Origin of the sequence: Moritella sp. 28 (genome assembly GCF_018219435.1) — a bacterium.
Lineage (GTDB): Bacteria > Pseudomonadota > Gammaproteobacteria > Enterobacterales > Moritellaceae > Moritella.
Genome location: NZ_CP056121.1, coordinates 4,466,988 through 4,484,207 on the forward strand (window position 1 = coordinate 4,466,988; position 17,220 = coordinate 4,484,207).

14 protein-coding genes are annotated in these 17,220 nt (G+C 40.7%); 2 read left to right on the plus strand and 12 right to left on the minus strand.

Annotation, left to right across the window (positions count from 1 at the left end):
- Positions 1-30: 30 nt before the first annotated feature.
- The 7 genes from HWV02_RS19835 to rplU form a co-directional block, all read right to left on the minus strand.
- Positions 31-2,373, minus strand: coding sequence for a zinc/cadmium/mercury/lead-transporting ATPase (locus HWV02_RS19835; protein ID WP_211689214.1), 2,343 nt, complete (start codon positions 2,371-2,373; stop codon positions 31-33).
- A gap of 208 nt (positions 2,374-2,581) precedes the next feature.
- Positions 2,582-3,208: an HD domain-containing protein gene (locus HWV02_RS19840; RefSeq protein ID WP_211677488.1), complete on the minus strand. Its 627-nt coding sequence runs from the start codon at positions 3,206-3,208 to the stop codon at positions 2,582-2,584.
- 48 nt (positions 3,209-3,256) lie between these two features.
- Positions 3,257-3,604, minus strand: a complete 348-nt coding sequence (locus HWV02_RS19845; protein ID WP_211673100.1) for a helix-turn-helix transcriptional regulator — start codon at positions 3,602-3,604, stop codon at positions 3,257-3,259.
- 200 nt (positions 3,605-3,804) lie between these two features.
- Complete coding sequence (locus HWV02_RS19850; protein ID WP_211673101.1) at positions 3,805-5,154, minus strand: NCS2 family permease; 1,350 nt, start codon at positions 5,152-5,154, stop codon at positions 3,805-3,807.
- Positions 5,155-5,558: 404 nt separating this feature from the next.
- Entirely contained in the window at positions 5,559-6,740 is a 1,182-nt protein-coding gene (gene cgtA, locus HWV02_RS19855) for an Obg family GTPase CgtA (protein ID WP_211673102.1), read from the minus strand.
- A gap of 285 nt (positions 6,741-7,025) precedes the next feature.
- Positions 7,026-7,283, minus strand: coding sequence for a 50S ribosomal protein L27 (gene rpmA / locus HWV02_RS19860; RefSeq protein WP_019441736.1), 258 nt, complete (start codon positions 7,281-7,283; stop codon positions 7,026-7,028).
- Between the two features lie 16 nt (positions 7,284-7,299).
- Entirely contained in the window at positions 7,300-7,608 is a 309-nt protein-coding gene (rplU, locus tag HWV02_RS19865; protein ID WP_006034531.1) for a 50S ribosomal protein L21, read from the minus strand.
- Positions 7,609-7,927: 319 nt separating this feature from the next.
- Between rplU and ispB the strand changes: the two genes are divergently transcribed.
- Positions 7,928-8,899 (plus strand): octaprenyl diphosphate synthase, encoded by a 972-nt coding sequence (gene ispB, locus HWV02_RS19870; RefSeq protein WP_211673103.1) that lies wholly within the window; start codon positions 7,928-7,930, stop codon positions 8,897-8,899.
- Positions 8,900-9,106: 207 nt separating this feature from the next.
- Here ispB and HWV02_RS19875 read toward each other — a convergent pair whose 3' ends face one another.
- From HWV02_RS19875 to HWV02_RS19895, 5 genes are all read right to left on the minus strand, one after another.
- Positions 9,107-10,405 (minus strand): adenylosuccinate synthase, encoded by a 1,299-nt coding sequence (locus HWV02_RS19875; protein WP_211673104.1) that lies wholly within the window; start codon positions 10,403-10,405, stop codon positions 9,107-9,109.
- A gap of 130 nt (positions 10,406-10,535) precedes the next feature.
- Complete coding sequence (locus HWV02_RS19880; protein ID WP_211689215.1) at positions 10,536-10,718, minus strand: DUF2065 family protein; 183 nt, start codon at positions 10,716-10,718, stop codon at positions 10,536-10,538.
- A gap of 121 nt (positions 10,719-10,839) precedes the next feature.
- Positions 10,840-12,165, minus strand: a complete 1,326-nt coding sequence (brnQ, locus tag HWV02_RS19885) for a branched-chain amino acid transport system II carrier protein (protein WP_211677490.1) — start codon at positions 12,163-12,165, stop codon at positions 10,840-10,842.
- Between the two features lie 212 nt (positions 12,166-12,377).
- Positions 12,378-13,121 (minus strand): tRNA1(Val) (adenine(37)-N6)-methyltransferase, encoded by a 744-nt coding sequence (locus tag HWV02_RS19890; protein WP_211689216.1) that lies wholly within the window; start codon positions 13,119-13,121, stop codon positions 12,378-12,380.
- A gap of 50 nt (positions 13,122-13,171) precedes the next feature.
- Positions 13,172-14,143: an inverse autotransporter beta domain-containing protein gene (locus HWV02_RS19895; RefSeq protein ID WP_211689217.1), complete on the minus strand. Its 972-nt coding sequence runs from the start codon at positions 14,141-14,143 to the stop codon at positions 13,172-13,174.
- A gap of 321 nt (positions 14,144-14,464) precedes the next feature.
- Here HWV02_RS19895 and srmB point away from each other — a divergent pair, with 321 nt between their 5' ends.
- Positions 14,465-15,730, plus strand: a complete 1,266-nt coding sequence (srmB, locus tag HWV02_RS19900) for an ATP-dependent RNA helicase SrmB (protein ID WP_211677493.1) — start codon at positions 14,465-14,467, stop codon at positions 15,728-15,730.
- Positions 15,731-17,220 lie beyond the last annotated feature (1,490 nt).

The window sequence follows — 17,220 nt, forward strand, 5'->3', positions numbered from 1 at the left end:
ATGTACTATTTATTTTTACCGTTAAACGTATTATTTCTTACCATTAAATCGTAATAGTCTTAATGCATTAGCTGTAACAAGTGCAGTGGCCCCTGAATCCGCTAGAATAGCAACCCACAGTCCTGTGAATCCAAGTAATGTCGTCACCAAAAACACAGCTTTAAGCCCAACCGCCAAGGTAATATTTTGTTTAATATTAGCCAATGTTTCCTGACCAAGCTCAACCATGTGTGGCAATTCAACTAATCGGTTATGCATTAATGCTACGTCTGCCGCTTCTAACGCTACATCGGTACCACCGCCCATCGCAATACCAAGTTTTGCACGCTTCATTGCTGGCGCATCGTTAATACCATCACCCACCATTGCAGTATCTTTACCCTGGTTAAGTTCACCAACAATACGTGATTTATCTTCTGGTAATAGTTCGGCACGATATTCCATGCCTAGCGAATCGGCGATTACTTTCGCTGTTCGGCGGTTATCGCCCGTTAACATCACGGCATTAATACCGAGTTTTTGTAATTTTTCTACCGCTTCACGCGCATCTTCACGAATACGATCAGCCAGTGCAACCAAACCAATAACGATCTCGTTTTGCAGCACTACAACTGTAGTATTGCCGCCATTTTCGAGGTTTACGATAGCACTTCGAACCTCAGGAAGTTGCGCTAGCTGTGCGGTCATATGGTGCGGAGCTAATAACTTAATTAACTGTGCAGACTCACCCAGTTGAACTTCACCTTGTACACCCAAGCCCGCTAATGTCTGGTCATTACTAACCGCTAACAAAGCTACTGATTTTAGTTCCGCATGCGTCAATATCGCTTTTGCTAATGGATGATTCGAAGTTTGTTCAATACTCGCAGCAAGCTGTAATACCTTATTTTCATCATCAATAAAGCTAACGATGCTGGTCACTTCGGGTACACCTTGCGTTAATGTACCGGTTTTATCAAAGGCAATTTGTTGGATACGGCCAATCTGCTCTAGCGCTGCACCACCTTTCACTAACACGCCACGTTTACTGGCTGCAGATAATGCCGATGTCACTGCTGCAGGTGTAGATATTACTAAGGCACAAGGACAAGCAATCAGTAACAATGTTAACCCTTTATATACCCACTCAGTCCAATCACCGCCAAACAATAATGGTGGTACAATCACAACAACTAATGCTAATAACATCATTGCAGGTGTGTACCAACGACTGAATCTATCAAGGTAACGTTCGATTGGTGCTTTGTTTTCTTCCGCTTCTTCAATCAGATGTAGAATACGGTCAATCGCATTATTACCAGGTTCTGACACAACACGTAATTGCGCAACACGATTAACAGCTAAGCTACCCGCCATCACAATATCGTCAGCTTGATGCTCAACAGGAACAGATTCACCCGTTAATGCACTTTCGTCAAAACTAATACCAGAAGCAAGTAACGCACCATCAGCCGGTAGACGATCGCCGGGTTTAATTTCAATAATATCGCCTGGTTGCAAGTCACTTGCTGCAACTAGCACGCGCTTATCACCCACTATTTTAGTTGCTTCCTCTGGCACTAATGACATTAATGATTTAACGCCTTTACGTGCTTTACCTGCTGCAAACGATTCCAGTTTCTCCCCGATCATGAACAGTACAAGTACCATTGCAGACTCTGCGGTTTCGCCTAAAATAAGGGCGCCGACGGTGGCGACTGACATTAATGTTTCGATGGCAAATGGGGTACCTGAACGCGCTAATTTAATTGAGCGGTTAATAACAGGAATAACACCAAATACACTGGCGAAGGTAAAAAGCCACTGACTTGCATCACTGTTAAATTGCGTTAGGATTGCGGCAATCACGATGGCACTGACTAACGTAATCGCATGCCAATGTTCACGGATGTTTTGTGATAGCGAGTCATCTTCTTCTACATTTTTAGCTTTTTTACCCGCTTCTTGTAACTTAAAGCCAGCCTTCACAACAGCATTAATAACGTCTTCTTTTATGTTATCAACAGTATTGCTATTGGTGTTTTTTTCGATATCAACAAGTAGTTTTTCGGTGGCGAATGCAACACGGCATTGCTTTACTTGTGGTAATGCTTGAACGACTTTTTCTACTTTACGGGCACAACTCGGGCAATCCATGCCAGTGACTAACCAAGATAAACGGGCAGTTAAGCTACTGGACTCGGGTTCCTCGTCGTCAGCAATAATCTCGTTTGATTCTACGGGTACACAGCAAGAATCGCTACTTGCAGATGTTACATTATGCTCATCTGTATGTTGATGTTCGTGTACGTGTGTTTTGCTGTGATCACTACCACAACATCCTGGATTTGATTTTGATGCGACTGCTGTTGCAGTATTGCCTTTACATGACATGCGTTTATCCTCGTAAATAGAATTGAATCAAAGTTAGTAATATAAATAACAGTTAAAGCGTTCAAGCCAGTTAACTTACATATAAATATATATTCATATTAAATTTCATTCAAGTGTATTTACAAAAAAAAGCTAACTCATTCGTTATTGTTCACGAAAAATAAGTTAGCAGTCATGTTCTTAAGCGCTATATTTAAGTTTTAACTCTCTACTCGTGCGTCAGTAGTTCAGACTGTAACTGCGCTAAGAAATCACGCATATACACGCTGCGTCGCTCTGCTTCCGCCTTTGCAGCCTGTGTATTCATACTCTCGCCCAACATCAGCAACTTAGTAAAGAAGTGATCGAGCGTGTACACATCGTCATTTGGCTCACGATCAACACAGAGTGGATCAATGCTGCTATAGAGCTGACGATTAAGCTTACCACCGACTAAAATACAGCGGACAATACCAATGGCACCAAGTGCATCCATACGATCAGCATCTTGTAATATTTTCGCCTCTAAAGTTTCCGGCGTAATATTCGCGCTAAAGCTATGTGCGACGATGGCATGATGAATAGCTTGGTGATATTGCTGAGGGTAATTTATCTCTTGTAAGAATGCCACGGCACGATCTGCAGCTAATAAAGAGGCTTGCTTGCGTTGTGGATGATCTTTCGCAACCGATACACAATCATGCAACCAAGCGGCGGGCTCTAAAATAGCCAATTCAGCCCCTTCACACGCACCTAGCTGTCTAGCGGTTGCAACAACACGCTCAATATGGTCGATGTCATGCGCGCGATCGGCACAACCAAGTTGGGTTAAAAATTCGATAAATAGGTTTCGCATGGCACTCTCTTTAAAATAAAACCTTTAAGCTAGGAGCTCGAATAAAAATTATGCATGCTCAGTCACGTGGCAAGCCAGATCATGTACCACATGACGAATATGGTGATCATCCAATCGATAAAGGATTTGTTTACCTTGACGTTCAGAGCGTAAAATACGCGCTTCACGTAAATGACGTAAATGGTGGCTGGTCAGTGATTGTGACATCCCAGTAACTGCTGATAACTCAGAAACAGGAACAGGTCCAGCCATACAGGCAAGTACTAAGCGAATACGGCCTTCATCACCTAACAAATGAAAGAGATGCGCGAGAGAAGCAATATGCTGATCATCTAATGCAGGTAATTCAGCACTACATTGTGGTTCTGGGCAACATTGAGATTCTAATTTTGGCATTCTGCCCCGCTAAGATAAAATGGAATGAAAGGAAAGTGTAACACTTAAGGTCATAGGGGCAACACCTACAGGGTTTGAAGATCAAAAATGCCAGCCTAATATACACGAATAGCGCATACTCAGCTGGCACTTATTTATCTATTAGCTGCGATCACATTAGCGGTAACACAGGCACCGTCAATGATTGGCAGTCTAACGCATTAGATAAACGCTAATTTCGCGATGAATACAACAGCTAATACATTCATACCTAAAGACACATCAGCAGAACGACCTGTGCAATGCTTAATGATAGTGAATGATAAGAAGCCTAAGATGATACCATCAGCGATTGAATACGTTAGTGGCATCATAATAGCGGTGATTGCAGCAGGAACGTAGTCTGTGAACTCACCCCAGTTCACTTTATGTAGGCTACCAACCATTAAGAAAGCAACATAGATTAACGCGCCAGCCGTTGCGAAACTTGGTACAACCTGAGCTATTGGTGCAAAAAACATTGCCGCTAAGAATAGTAGACCAACAACAACTGCCGTTAAGCCTGTACGACCACCTTCAGCAATACCCGCATTACTTTCAATGTAAGTTGTTACCGGCGGACAACCAATTATCGCACCCGCAACACTTGCAACACTGTCTGCAGTTAATGCTTTATTGAGGTTTTCAATTTTGCCATCTTTGTTATACATGTCTGATTTTTCAGCGACACCAATCATGGTACCAGCCGTGTCAAACATGTTTACAAATAAGAATGCGAGGATGATACTGACCATAGATACGTCTAACGCACCCATTACGTCCATTTTCATGAATGTTTTAGATAAGCCAGTTGGTAGTGATACGACTTGATCTGGTAGGCTGACTAAACCCATTACCACACTGATTGCCGTCGTAATAACAATACCGATTAATACCGCACCGAATACTTTACGTGTTGCTAAGATAGCGATAATTAAAAAGCTGAGTGAGCCTAAGATAACTTTAGGATCATGAAAGTTACCCAGTGTCACTAACGTTGCAGGGCTTGCAGTGATGATGCCAGCTGCTTTTAAACCAATAATACCTAAGAACAGACCAACACCCGCTGTCATTGCGTAGCGCAAGCTGCTTGGAATACTATCGATAATCCAACCGCGTAGTTTCGTTACACTCATGATGACAAATACGATGCTTGAAATAAATACAGCACCTAATGCTACTTCCCAAGTATATTCCATTCCCTTTACAACAGCGAAGGTAAAAAAGGCATTAAGCCCCATACCTGGCGCTAGACCAACAGGCCAGTTCGCATAAAGACCCATGAAGATACAGCCAATTGCTGCACTAAGTGCTGTTGCAACGAATACAGCTTGGTAATCCATGCCCGCAATCGACATAATATCAGGGTTAACAAATAGAATATAAGCCATGGTGACAAAAGTAGTTAAACCTGCCATTACTTCTGTTTTAATTGTCGTATTATGTGCTTTTAACTTAAACAACTTTTCCATCAAAGTTGCAAAAGTAGAAGTGTTCGTTGAAGCAGAGGTAGACTGACTTGCGGTATTCATTAAGGTACTCACTTTTTGTTTCGTTCACCTTACTCACTGTATGACAGTGGCTGTCTGTACTTATTGCTCTTTAATGCAACTGATAGATACAAACTAAGGTGACTGGATATTTAATAAATGGCTATCGCTTAGCGGAAAAGTGGAAAGTTCTAAGCTGACAATTATTAAATAACCGGATTTAAAATATAGGTAATTATTACCTGCTATATTCACTTTGTGAACGGGCGGGATTATCTGCTAATTTGAGTTGAATTGAAAGTTTTTTGTCATTAAAGCATACGTTTATTATGTAAAACCATGATTTCAGTGCAAATTATGGACCAAACGCCTAAAAGTATAATTTTAGATAAAAAAATACCAGCACATGGCTGGTATTTTAATATAAACGTAATGTTTAATTAGGCTTAGTCACGAGCATAGATAACGTGACCGTCATCTTCTTCGTCCCAATCATCCCAATCGTCATCATCATCGCAATCTTCAATAACGGCGTGATTAGCAATTTGGTCTTTATGGTATTCATCCCATAAGAAGCCAACATCGCCATCATCTTCAACCGGCATTTCGATCTTAGGACGAGGCATAGACTCAATCTGTTCCATCATAGCGCGAACAAGGTCTTTGGTACCAACACCACTTGAAGCAGACATAGTATGAACTTCGCCTTCCCAATTAATCGCAGCCACTACCGCTTTAATTGTTTCTTCAGCTTCTTCATCTAATACAAGATCGGTTTTGTTAAATACTAACCAACATGTTTTAGCAGCTAGCTTGGCACTGTATTTTTCCAGTTCGCTAACAATAACTTTTGCGTTTTCAGCTGGATCACTCATGTTCTCAGGTAATAGGTCAACAATGTGAACCATTAAACGACAACGTTCTAAGTGACGTAAGAAACGGATACCTAGACCAGCACCATCAGAAGCACCTTCAATAAGACCTGGGATATCGGCAACCACGAAGCTACGCTCTGGGCTTGCACTTACTACACCTAGGTTAGGTACTAATGTTGTAAACGGGTAGTTTGCAACTTTTGGTTTCGCAGCAGAAATCGCACGAATGAAAGTAGACTTACCAGCATTTGGTAAACCTAATAAACCGACGTCAGCAAGTAACATTAGTTCTAAACGTAAGTTACGCACTTCACCTGGTGTACCTAGTGTCTTTTGACGAGGTGCACGGTTTACACTGCTTTTAAAACGAGTGTTACCTAAACCGTGGAAACCAGCTTTAGCAACCATTTTACGTTGACCGTGCATAACAAGATCGGCAATAACTTCACCAGTATCATCATCTGCTACACGCGTACCAACAGGAACACGTAAAGTGATATCTTCACCACGAGCACCCGTTTGATCTTTAGGACGACCATTCTCACCACGTTCCGCTTTATGGAAGCGGACAAAACGAAAATCGACTAGCGTATTTAAGTTTTCATCTGCAATCATATATACATGACCGCCATCGCCGCCGTCACCACCATCAGGGCCACCACGAGCAACATATTTTTCACGGCGGAAGCTTACACAACCACTACCGCCATCACCGGCTTCAACTTTGATTCGGGTTTCATCTACAAATTTCATTTCGCTATCGCTCCTACAAATTAGGAATGCAGTTAGTTGCACGGATTAACTAATCGATCTCTTAACCAGTAAGATCACTTCATCCGTAAAATAATTGAATCAATAAATTAATCCGTGCAGCTATCAACTTTATCAATGGAGAATTATAACTCGACAAGCTTAACCAGCAAGTATGATAAAATAATCTCGATCAATGACTACTATTTTTATTACTAATATTTATTTTAGCAATAAAAAAACCCCGCCATATAGGCGGGGTTTAAAAATTCTTAGTTTGTACTGAAATTATTCAGCTACAATGCTAATGAACTTACGGTTTTGTGGTCCTTTAACTTCGAACTGCACTTTACCGCTAGCTTTAGCGAATAGAGTGTGGTCACGACCACAACCTACGTTTGTACCAGCGTGGAATTTAGTACCACGTTGACGAACTAGAATGTTACCCGCAAGAACTGATTCGCCACCAAAGCGTTTTACGCCTAAACGTTTGCTTTCTGAATCACGACCGTTGTTGGTACTACCACCAGCTTTCTTATGTGCCATCTTTTAGTACTCCTAATTAAGCGATTTTAGTAATCTTAACTTCTGTAAACCATTGACGGTGACCCATCTGTTTACGAGAGTGCTTACGACGACGGAACTTAAGGATTTTAACCTTGTCCGCACGACCATGAGATACCACTTCAGCAGTGATTTTCTTACCTTCAAGGTAAGGTGCGCCAACTTCGATATTCTCGCCGTTAGCTACCATTAATACTTCGTTAAATTCGATGCTTGAACCAGCTTCAACGTCTAGAAGTTCTAGACGAAGAGTTTGACCTTCAGCAACGCGGTGTTGTTTGCCACCGCTTAGGAAAACAGCATACATGTTTTCTGACTCCGATTCGTGTCCAGCGTACCTTAGGTAGCGACACGTCATAATAATTTATAACAATGGCGCGAATTCTACTCAAAACTCCCCGGTTAGGCAAGCTGATTTTTAAAATAAATATAAATAAGCAGTAAAGTTGTAAATCGCTGCTGCTTAATCCTTTCGGCAATTCCAATTTAGTGTACAATTACGACATAAATTTGACGGGCATTTCAGCTTGTAGCCTACAATCAAGATAGAACTAGTTATCTATATAGCTATCAATAGCTTTTCAAATCGTCATATAACTATAAAAAGTAGCACGGAACTTATACTCATGGATATTAAAGCCATTCAAGCGTTATCAAAACAAGATATGGACGCTGTCAATGAACTCATTTTAGATCGACTGCAATCGGATGTTGCCCTCGTAAATCAAGTGGGTTATTACATTGTAAATGGTGGCGGTAAACGCATTCGTCCACTAATAGCAACGTTAAGTGCACGCGCGCTGGGTTACCAGGGGCAACAACATATTGATGTAGCCGCTATCATCGAGTTTATTCATACTTCAACCTTGTTGCATGATGATGTGGTTGATGAGTCAGACATGCGCCGTGGTCGTGAAACGGCAAATGCTGCATTTGGCAATGCGGCAAGCGTGCTAGTGGGTGACTTCTTATACTCACGCTCTTTTCAAATGATGGCAAAACTCAATAACAGTAAAATTATCGATATTTTGTCTGATGCAACCAATGTAATTGCTGAGGGTGAAGTATTACAGTTAATGAATTGTAATGATGCAGACACTGACGAAAAACGTTATATGGATGTCATCTACTACAAAACAGCCAAACTATTTGAAGCCGCTACGCAACTTGCAGCGGTTATCTCTGAGCAACCGGCACACATCGAACAAGCGATGATTGATTATGGTGTGCATTTAGGTGCAGCATTCCAGTTGATTGATGATGTGATGGACTACACAGCTGATGCTCAAGAGATGGGTAAAAACGTTGGAGATGACCTTGCAGAGGGTAAACCAACACTGCCATTAATTCATGCGATGGCGAACGGTACCGAACAAGAAGCATTAATGGTACGCGAAGCTATCGAGAAGATGAATGGCATGGATAATCTTGATGCCATTCTGGCGATACTTGACCGTACTGGCTCACTTACTTATTGCTTTGATAGAGCCCAGCAAGAAGCTGATTTAGCTGTTCAAGCAATTGCAGTACTACCTGAGTCAGAATACAAGCAAGCGCTGATCTCACTCGCTTACATTGCAGCAAACCGCAGTAATTAAGCAGTAACCGATTAGTGAATAAAAAGCCGTTTGATTCTTCGATACGCGAAGAATCAAACGGCTTTTTTGTACCTGAAACTACAGCCTTACCGTAAATCATTAGGCCACAAACGGTAACTAAGATTATAGGGTACGTAGCTTTTATAAATTGTAGATACAAAAAAGGCCGCATACGCGACCTTTTATTTATCAGTTTAACCAGGCAGACTATACGTCGTATGGGTTAACTAATACCATTGTTTCGTTACGATCTGGGCCAGTTGATACGATATGAATTGGCACGCCCGTAATTTCTTCAATGCGCTTGATGTAAGCGATTGCAGCTTCTGGAAGTTGCTCTAGAGAAGTAGCGCCGTATGTTACGTCACTCCAGCCTGGCATTTCTTCGTATACAGGTTTAACAAGTTCATAACCGTCAGCAGCCATTGGTGGCACGTCAAGGATTGAACCGTCTTGCTGCATGTAGCCAGTACAGATTTTCAACGTTTCTAAACCGTCTAATACGTCCAGTTTAGTTAGGCAGAAACCTGTGATGCTGTTTAACTGAATTGCACGTTTTATTGCAACTGCGTCAAACCAACCACAACGACGTTCACGTCCAGTAGTTGCACCAAATTCATGGCCTTTAGTACCTAGGTGATGACCAATTTCATCATCAAGTTCAGTTGGGAATGGACCAGAGCCTACACGCGTAGTGTAAGCTTTAGTGATACCAAGAACGTAATCGATGTGACATGGACCAAAACCACTACCAGTAGCTACGCCACCTGCAGTTGTGTTTGATGATGTTACATACGGGTAAGTACCGTGGTCGATATCTAGTAACGTACCTTGAGCACCTTCAAACATGATGTCATCACCGCGGCGACGTGCATCATCAAGAAGTGAAGTTACGTCTACGATCATGTCTAGTAGAATAGGTGCAACTTCGTGCATCTGTGCTAGTACATCTTCATAGCTTACTTCTGGTTCGTTATAGTAATGCTGTAGTTGGAAGTTATGGTATTCCATTACTTCTTTCAATTTAACAGCAAACAGTTCCATGTTGAATAGATCACCAACACGTAAACCACGACGAGCTACTTTATCTTCGTAAGCTGGACCGATACCACGACCAGTTGTACCAATTGCTTTTTTGCCAAGTGCTTTTTCACGGGCAGCATCTAGTGATACATGATATGGCAGAATTAATGGACACGCTTCGCTGATAAGCATACGCTCACGAGCTGGGATGCCTCGATCTTCAAGCATTTTAACTTCAGTCATTAATGCATCAGGTGCTAATACTACACCGTTACCAATGATACATTTAACGTTTGAACGTAAAATACCAGATGGAATTAAGTGAAGAACTGTTTTTTCACCATTGATTACTAGAGTGTGACCAGCATTGTGACCACCTTGGTAGCGCACAACATATTTAGCTCTGTCAGTTAGTAGATCAACTACTTTACCTTTACCTTCGTCACCCCATTGAGTGCCGAGAATAACTACATTCTTTCCCATGATACCGTCGCGGTTGTTGGTTAAAAGAGGATTCTAGCAAAATTTAAATCAAAATGTTTAAAAAATTTGATTTCTATCTCATTAAAATCAGAAAATATAAGTTTACTTGTTGTTCTGTTGCACAATTATATTACAACATAATCAATAATACGATACCGATTACGACCAGGCAACCTGCATATTTGCGTATTTTGTCAGCGGGCAGCTGCGTAATAAGGGTTAGCATTTTTTGCCATTGCTTAGGCATTATCATCGGCATAGTACCTTCGATAATCAATACAATCGCCAACGCTAACCACAGTTCATTACCCATCAAACCACCTCATTATAGTGCTATAAAGCGTTACTCACACAAAAATCACATAAAAAATCCGTTCACGAGGGAACGGATTTAAAATGAGTACAATCAACTCTAATTTAGAGCATATGACCGACTATTTTGCTGTAGCAACACGCACATTCGTTTGCGAACGCATTGCAACAATCGATATTATAATTGCAAGTACAGTGGGTAATACCCAAGCTAAACCTTGATCAAATAATGGTAAAAATTCAAAGCCACTCATTGCAATACCCGCTACTTTCATGCCGTCTAATAAACCAAACATGAATGCGACAACCATAACGAAACGGAATGCAAACTGTGGATTAGGGAAACGTTCTTGCAATAAGATTAGTGCAACAATCGCAATCGCAAGTGGGTATACCGCAAACAATACCGGTACCGAGATACTTATGAGTTGTGATAAACCAACATTCGCTACAATCGCACACGCGATGCAATTAATAATAACGAGCATTTTGTATGACCATTGTGGCTTTAACTCATGGAAAAATTCTGCTACCGCACTTGCTAAGCCTACAGCTGTCGTTAAACATGCTAATGTTACAACCGCCGCTAAGATGTACTGGCCAGGCATACCGAATAAGGCTTGTACATAAGTAGCTAAGATCATCGCACCATTTACATCAGCACCAGCGGCAATGAGAGATTGGCTCGTTGCGCCTAAGTAGAATAGTGAAATATAAACAAATGCAAGACCCGCAGCTGCGATAGAACCCGCCATGACTAAATATTTAAATTGACCCGCTTTATCTTTTACGCCTTTGCTTTTAAGTACGTTAATAATCAACATACCAAACATTAATGACGCAAAGGTATCCATGGTGTTATAACCTTCAAGGAAACCTTTGGTAAAAGGACTATCTATATACGCTTCACGTGCCGCGCCAATATCACCTTGTGGCATGATAAAGACCGCAATCGCTAATACCGTTAATAATATAATTAATGCCGGAGTTAAGATCTTACCGATGTTATCAATCATTTTACCTTGGCCTAAAGCGAAACAGGCAGTAATAATGAAGAAGATAACAGAGTACAAAGCCAATGTAGTATCGTTAGCTGCATCACCTAGAAAAGGTTTAATCCCCATTTCATAAGCAACTAAGCTTGTTCTTGGTGCAGCAAAGGCTGGACCGATAATGACATAAATAGCCACGGCAATCGCGGTGCCGACCATTGCCGGTAAAAAGCGTGTCATAGTAATTAAACCACCGCCTGCTTTTGCAACGGCGATGATTGTAATCAGGGGTAAACCGACAGCAGTAACAAGGAAACCAAACATTGCAGGCATAAATGATTGCCCAGCAAGATTACCTGCTAAAGGTGGAAAGATGATATTGCCTGCGCCTAAAAAGAAGGCGAACGTCATAAAGCCGATGGCTAAAACATCAGTTGTTTTTAACTTAGTTGTCATTAATATACTCTCTGCTTAGATGTTGTTGTGTTTTCATTTATCAACTTCTTCCGTGAAGTAAGCATGGAGAGATACTCTCCAGCCGGTGTAGCACAAAGTATTATAATTATGTTCTTGTAAAGAATTTTGTATCAGCCACTCACCCATTAATTACCGATACTAACAATCTGGTAATTAAGTGCAAGAGCAAATCTGCCAGCACTATAATGAAATTACATTTTTAGGTAAAAATCTTTAGTGATGGTCTGGTAATCATGGGAGTAACTGCCATCTGGGTTATGGACAGTAAGAGACTGGTTTTGCAATTGATTATGACCTCGAGAAATACTCATCAACATACGTTTGTAAGCCTTTGTATGCGTTGTTTTTATGTTCAGACACGTTATTTGCAAATTACCTAATTGTTGGCAGTAATTAACAAGTTCACAACCAGCATCATAAGGTAACACAAGTGCTATACGTCCATTTGGTGATAATAATTCCAGCGCACAATCCACGAGTTCCTGATGCGTTAAGCTTCCCGTATGCCTTGCAATTTTGCGGGCATCATCGGTAAAACTTTGGCCATGAATAAAATAAGGTGGGTTAGAAACGATAAGGTCAAACTTAGTATCTTTATCTTTACATGCCGGGGTGAATGATTGCAAAGCAGCATGTTTAACTACGATTGAAGATACCCATGGTGAGTTATCAATATTTTTTTTTGCTTGCTGGCACGCCAATTCGTCAATATCAATCGCGGTTGCTTGTAGCTCACCTTGACAGCGTTGCGCTAACATAAGACTAATAAGACCTGAACCAGTACCAATATCCAGTACTGTTAGCGGTGCTTCGGGCGTTGTTGTCACATCCGCCCAGCCGCCAAGTAAAATACCGTCAGTTCCTACTTTCATCGCACAATCAGCGTGTGAAACATGAAACTGTTTAAAACTAAAACCATCATTTTTATTTGTCACTGTATACCCACACTTTTATCTGCGCGTTATTACGATGGCGCTACTCTACACTAGTTTGCAGTACGCGGAAGCACTTTAGAACGCGAGAATGGGATCATTTGATGCATCAAAAAATCATTATCAGAAATAAGCTCTAACTGTTCACTAAGTGGTCGCCATGGATCATAGTTGAAGTAAAGATACACACCATAACCAACATCATGCTCTTTCACTTTGGTTGCTTCAGCCCCTAATTGTAATAATGAGATTGGTGTGTAATCCAGGCCTACTGTTAATTTATGACTATTATCAGTAGGGTCGTAATCATCATTCATTTGAATATCATCACCGAAGAAATACTCAAAAGAACTATGGAATTTTACGGTTGTCGTTATTGCGCCCTCGGCACGAATATCCACACTGTTAACTAGGTCACCTTCATGATCTTTACCAGACGTCGGAAAATAAATATTCGATGACAAATTAAAAATATAATTTGGGTCATCGTATTTAGTACCAACCGATAAACGGTGGTTACCGGAGTTCAACTCTATATCCCAGAAAGCATTAACACCCACACCAATAAGGCTATCTTCAGGTAAAATACCAATACCATTAGAGACTAATACATCTCCATTTTTGTAATCTATATTCGCTTGCCAGACAAGATCATCAGCAAAGATATCGTCAACTACGTAATCAATCCCAGGGTTACTAGCTAAGGAAGTTCCGTGCCTCTCGTAATCATCATAATTACTGTTTAACGTTATGCCAAAACTAAGATTAGAATAAAGTGGTACAGGAAATTCAAATGGTGTAAATTCTGGTTGTTCAGGCTCTTCTACTATAGGTGATGGTTTACGTTGCTCTTCACCGCCTACGTGACCACGATTCTTACCCCAATAACCTTTATTTGAAACCTTACCTTCACCTTCATTTTCAGAGTAGTACTTATCTTCAGCGGCATGAATAGAAGGAGACAGGGATAATAGCAGCGTAATAGAAGACAATAATACCGTTGGAAGTAGACCATGTGAGCTCATCGAAAACGTACCTTAATAATAAAACAACGAAGCTAAGATAACAAAATTATAGCCTCCAAGCTAATGAATATAATCAATCTCTATAATTACCAATCGGGCATTTAAATATCCCCATTAACGATTCTATCGCGCCAATAATACCGACAAAAAATAAGTACTATAATCGCGATTATTTCGTCACTTGAGTAGAAAACTAATACCCTCTAGGGCGCTAATCTGCCATAATGGCCGATTAGCGCTCAAAAATTTGACGTGTCTTTGTTTAAATACAGCAAATGATAACTTCATCTTCCTTTTTAACCTCTTGTATACGGTAGTTTTATGGACTTCGAAAGTCTCGATCTAGACCCTGAATTAATTGCAGCACTTACTGATAATAATCTTGTTAAACCAACATTGATTCAACAGCAAGTATTGCCAACTGCCATGGAAGGTAGAGATATCCTTGCATCTGCACCGACAGGTACAGGTAAAACGCTGGCATTTTTATTACCAGCTGTTCAGCATCTTCTTGACTTTCCACGTCGCGAATTAGGCCCTGGACGAGTACTTATCTTGACGCCAACGCGAGAACTCGCGAGTCAAGTATTCCAACAAGCTAAAATGCTAGCTGCCTATACTGACCATAAAGTATCGATGGTAACGGGTGGTGTTGATTATGCGCTACACGCTGAAGTATTAAAAAATAGTCTTGATATTGTCATCGCTACACCGGGTCGTTTATTAGAATATATCCGTCGTGATGCATTTGAATGCGCAGCCGTTGAAGTACTGATTCTAGATGAAGCAGACCGTATGTTAGATATGGGCTTCTATGATGACGTGAAAAAAATCACTGATGAAATGACTCGTCGTCAACAAACAATGCTATTTTCTGCGACCCTAGAAGGTCGTGGTATTGAGCGTTTTGCTGAAGAACTATTGAAAGAGCCAGCTAAATTTACAGCTAATCCTTCACGTAAAGAAAAAGCAAAAATTCACCAACTAATGCATCACGTTGATAATCATGCACACAAGCAAGCCTTGTTAGTGCATTGGTTACGCGACGAAAGCACAACTCGTTCTATCGTATTTGTAAAAACTCGTGAACGTTTGGCTGAATTAGTAAGCTATTTACAGTCTCAAGGTATTCCGTGTGCTTATTTACGTGGAGAGATGGATCAAGCAAAACGTACTCGTTCATTAAATCAATTTAAAAACGATAAAGTAAAAGTACTAATTGCTACTGACGTCGCCGCTCGCGGTATTGATGTTCAAGATGTAAGTCATGTATTTAACTTTGATTTACCACGTAGTGCTGAAGTTTATGTCCACCGTATTGGTCGTACAGCACGTGCGGGTAAGAAAGGTACAGCAATTTCATTAGTGGAAGCGCATGATCTACGTATCTTTGGTAAAATTGAACGTTACACTGAAGAAACAATTAAGCGTCGTGTAATTCAAGGTTTGAAGCCAAACAATAAAATTGCAATATCGAAAACCAAGAAAAAAGCGAAAGTAGCGGCGACTGGTAAAAATAAAGTATCAGCGAAAGCGAAGCTTAAAGCTAAAAAACGCACCAAGAAAAATAAGTCTAAAAGCAAGTAATCGCTAAACAGACGATAGCTTAAATTAGCTTGATTAAAAAAGGCGTTAAATTTATTTAGCGCCTTTTTTGTATCTCAATATTAGATATTGATATTAAATTTTCAAACATAAATTGGGTCTGTATACGATAAGTCATGTCGATAGTTAATTCGTAGGCGAGTATTGAATAGAAAAGCGTTGAATTGTGTATTTATTAAATCCCAGATATAGAAAAGGCAGCACACAGTGCCGCCCTAAGTCTATACTTTCAATCCATGAAACTTGTAGCTACCCTGCTAAGTCCTGACTCTATTCATTCCATTAAATTTCCACTTCCCAATCCGTCGGAGTGTCCTTTTGCCTTCCTAGCACAATAAATCGATCCTGATTTATTTCTGTGTCGCGTCCTGCAACTTAATCCTTTGGTCTTCTTCCTGAAGCTGTCCTTGTGTCGCATCCTGCAACTTAATCCTTTTGGTCTTCTTCCTGAAGCTGTCCTTGTGTCGCGTCCTGCAACTTAATCCTTTGGTCTTCTTCCTGAAGCTGTCCTTTGTGTCGCGTCCTGCAACTTAATCCTTTGGTCTTCTTCCTGAAGCTGTCCTTGTGTCGCGTCCTGCAACTTAATCCTTTAGTCTTCTTCCTGAAGCTGTCCTTTGTGTCGCGTCCTGCAACTTAATCCTTTGGTCTTCTTCCTGAAGCTGTCCTTGTGTCGCGTCCTGCAACTTAATCCTTTAGTCTTCTTCCTGAAGCTGTCCTTGTGCCGCGTCCTGCAACTTAATCCTTTGGTCTTCTTCCTGAAGATGTTCCCGCTCCGTCCTTGTGCTTATAAATATACGTCATTAACGTTTCGCAAGAAGCACGTAAATTCAATTAAATTACAATCTTTTACAAGATCACACACAAGTAAAAATATAAGCCATTGATAAAAATAAGTATAACCGTGAAGCACGAGTATAAGACTAGGTCTAACATCGAGATAAACACAGTGATGTAACGGTTATATCCCTCACCACAAATAGTCGATATCTTACACATTGAAGCCTGCCAGCTCAGTATATAATGTTGTTTATTTAAAATAGACAGAATATACCCAAACTAAAGTTGTAAAACTTAAAATATAGCGATAAGTAATGCTGTTAAAACAAACATACCATATACATCTATAAGTAGACCTAAAGGTAAGAAGTAAGGTTATATAGATGGTTGAAGTGAGATGGGTTATGTCAGAAAAATTAGTTGGTGGTAAGTTATATAGCGCTGCTTATATTAAACTCCAGATATAGAAAAGGCGGCACACTGTGCCGCCCTAAAGTCTATATTTTCAATCCATGAAACGTGTAGCACCCCTGCTAAATCCTGACTCTATTCATTCCATTAAATTTCCACTTCCCAATCCGTCGGAGTGTCCTTTTGCCTTCCTAGCACAATAAATCGATCCTGATTTATTTCTGTGTTGCGTCCTGCAACTTAATCCTTTGGTCTTCTTCCTGAAGCTGTCCTTGTGTCGCGTC

Bases quoted from the DNA above. Each gene is read 5' to 3' on its own strand.
- HWV02_RS19845 (WP_211673100.1), bottom strand. From the start codon at position 3,604: ATGCCAAAATTAGAATCTCAATGTTGCCCAGAACCACAATGTAGTGCT.
- HWV02_RS19895 (WP_211689217.1), bottom strand. From the start codon at position 14,143: ATGAGCTCACATGGTCTACTTCCAACGGTATTATTGTCTTCTATTACG.
- srmB (WP_211677493.1), top strand. From the start codon at position 14,465: ATGGACTTCGAAAGTCTCGATCTAGACCCTGAATTAATTGCAGCACTT.
- HWV02_RS19880 (WP_211689215.1), bottom strand. From the start codon at position 10,718: ATGGGTAATGAACTGTGGTTAGCGTTGGCGATTGTATTGATTATCGAA.
- rplU (WP_006034531.1), bottom strand. From the start codon at position 7,608: ATGTATGCTGTTTTCCTAAGCGGTGGCAAACAACACCGCGTTGCTGAA.
- ispB (WP_211673103.1), top strand. From the start codon at position 7,928: ATGGATATTAAAGCCATTCAAGCGTTATCAAAACAAGATATGGACGCT.
- HWV02_RS19875 (WP_211673104.1), bottom strand. From the start codon at position 10,405: ATGGGAAAGAATGTAGTTATTCTCGGCACTCAATGGGGTGACGAAGGT.
- HWV02_RS19850 (WP_211673101.1), bottom strand. From the start codon at position 5,154: ATGAATACCGCAAGTCAGTCTACCTCTGCTTCAACGAACACTTCTACT.
- cgtA (WP_211673102.1), bottom strand. From the start codon at position 6,740: ATGAAATTTGTAGATGAAACCCGAATCAAAGTTGAAGCCGGTGATGGC.
- HWV02_RS19835 (WP_211689214.1), bottom strand. From the start codon at position 2,373: ATGTCATGTAAAGGCAATACTGCAACAGCAGTCGCATCAAAATCAAAT.
- HWV02_RS19840 (WP_211677488.1), bottom strand. From the start codon at position 3,208: ATGCGAAACCTATTTATCGAATTTTTAACCCAACTTGGTTGTGCCGAT.
- brnQ (WP_211677490.1), bottom strand. From the start codon at position 12,165: ATGACAACTAAGTTAAAAACAACTGATGTTTTAGCCATCGGCTTTATG.
- rpmA (WP_019441736.1), bottom strand. From the start codon at position 7,283: ATGGCACATAAGAAAGCTGGTGGTAGTACCAACAACGGTCGTGATTCA.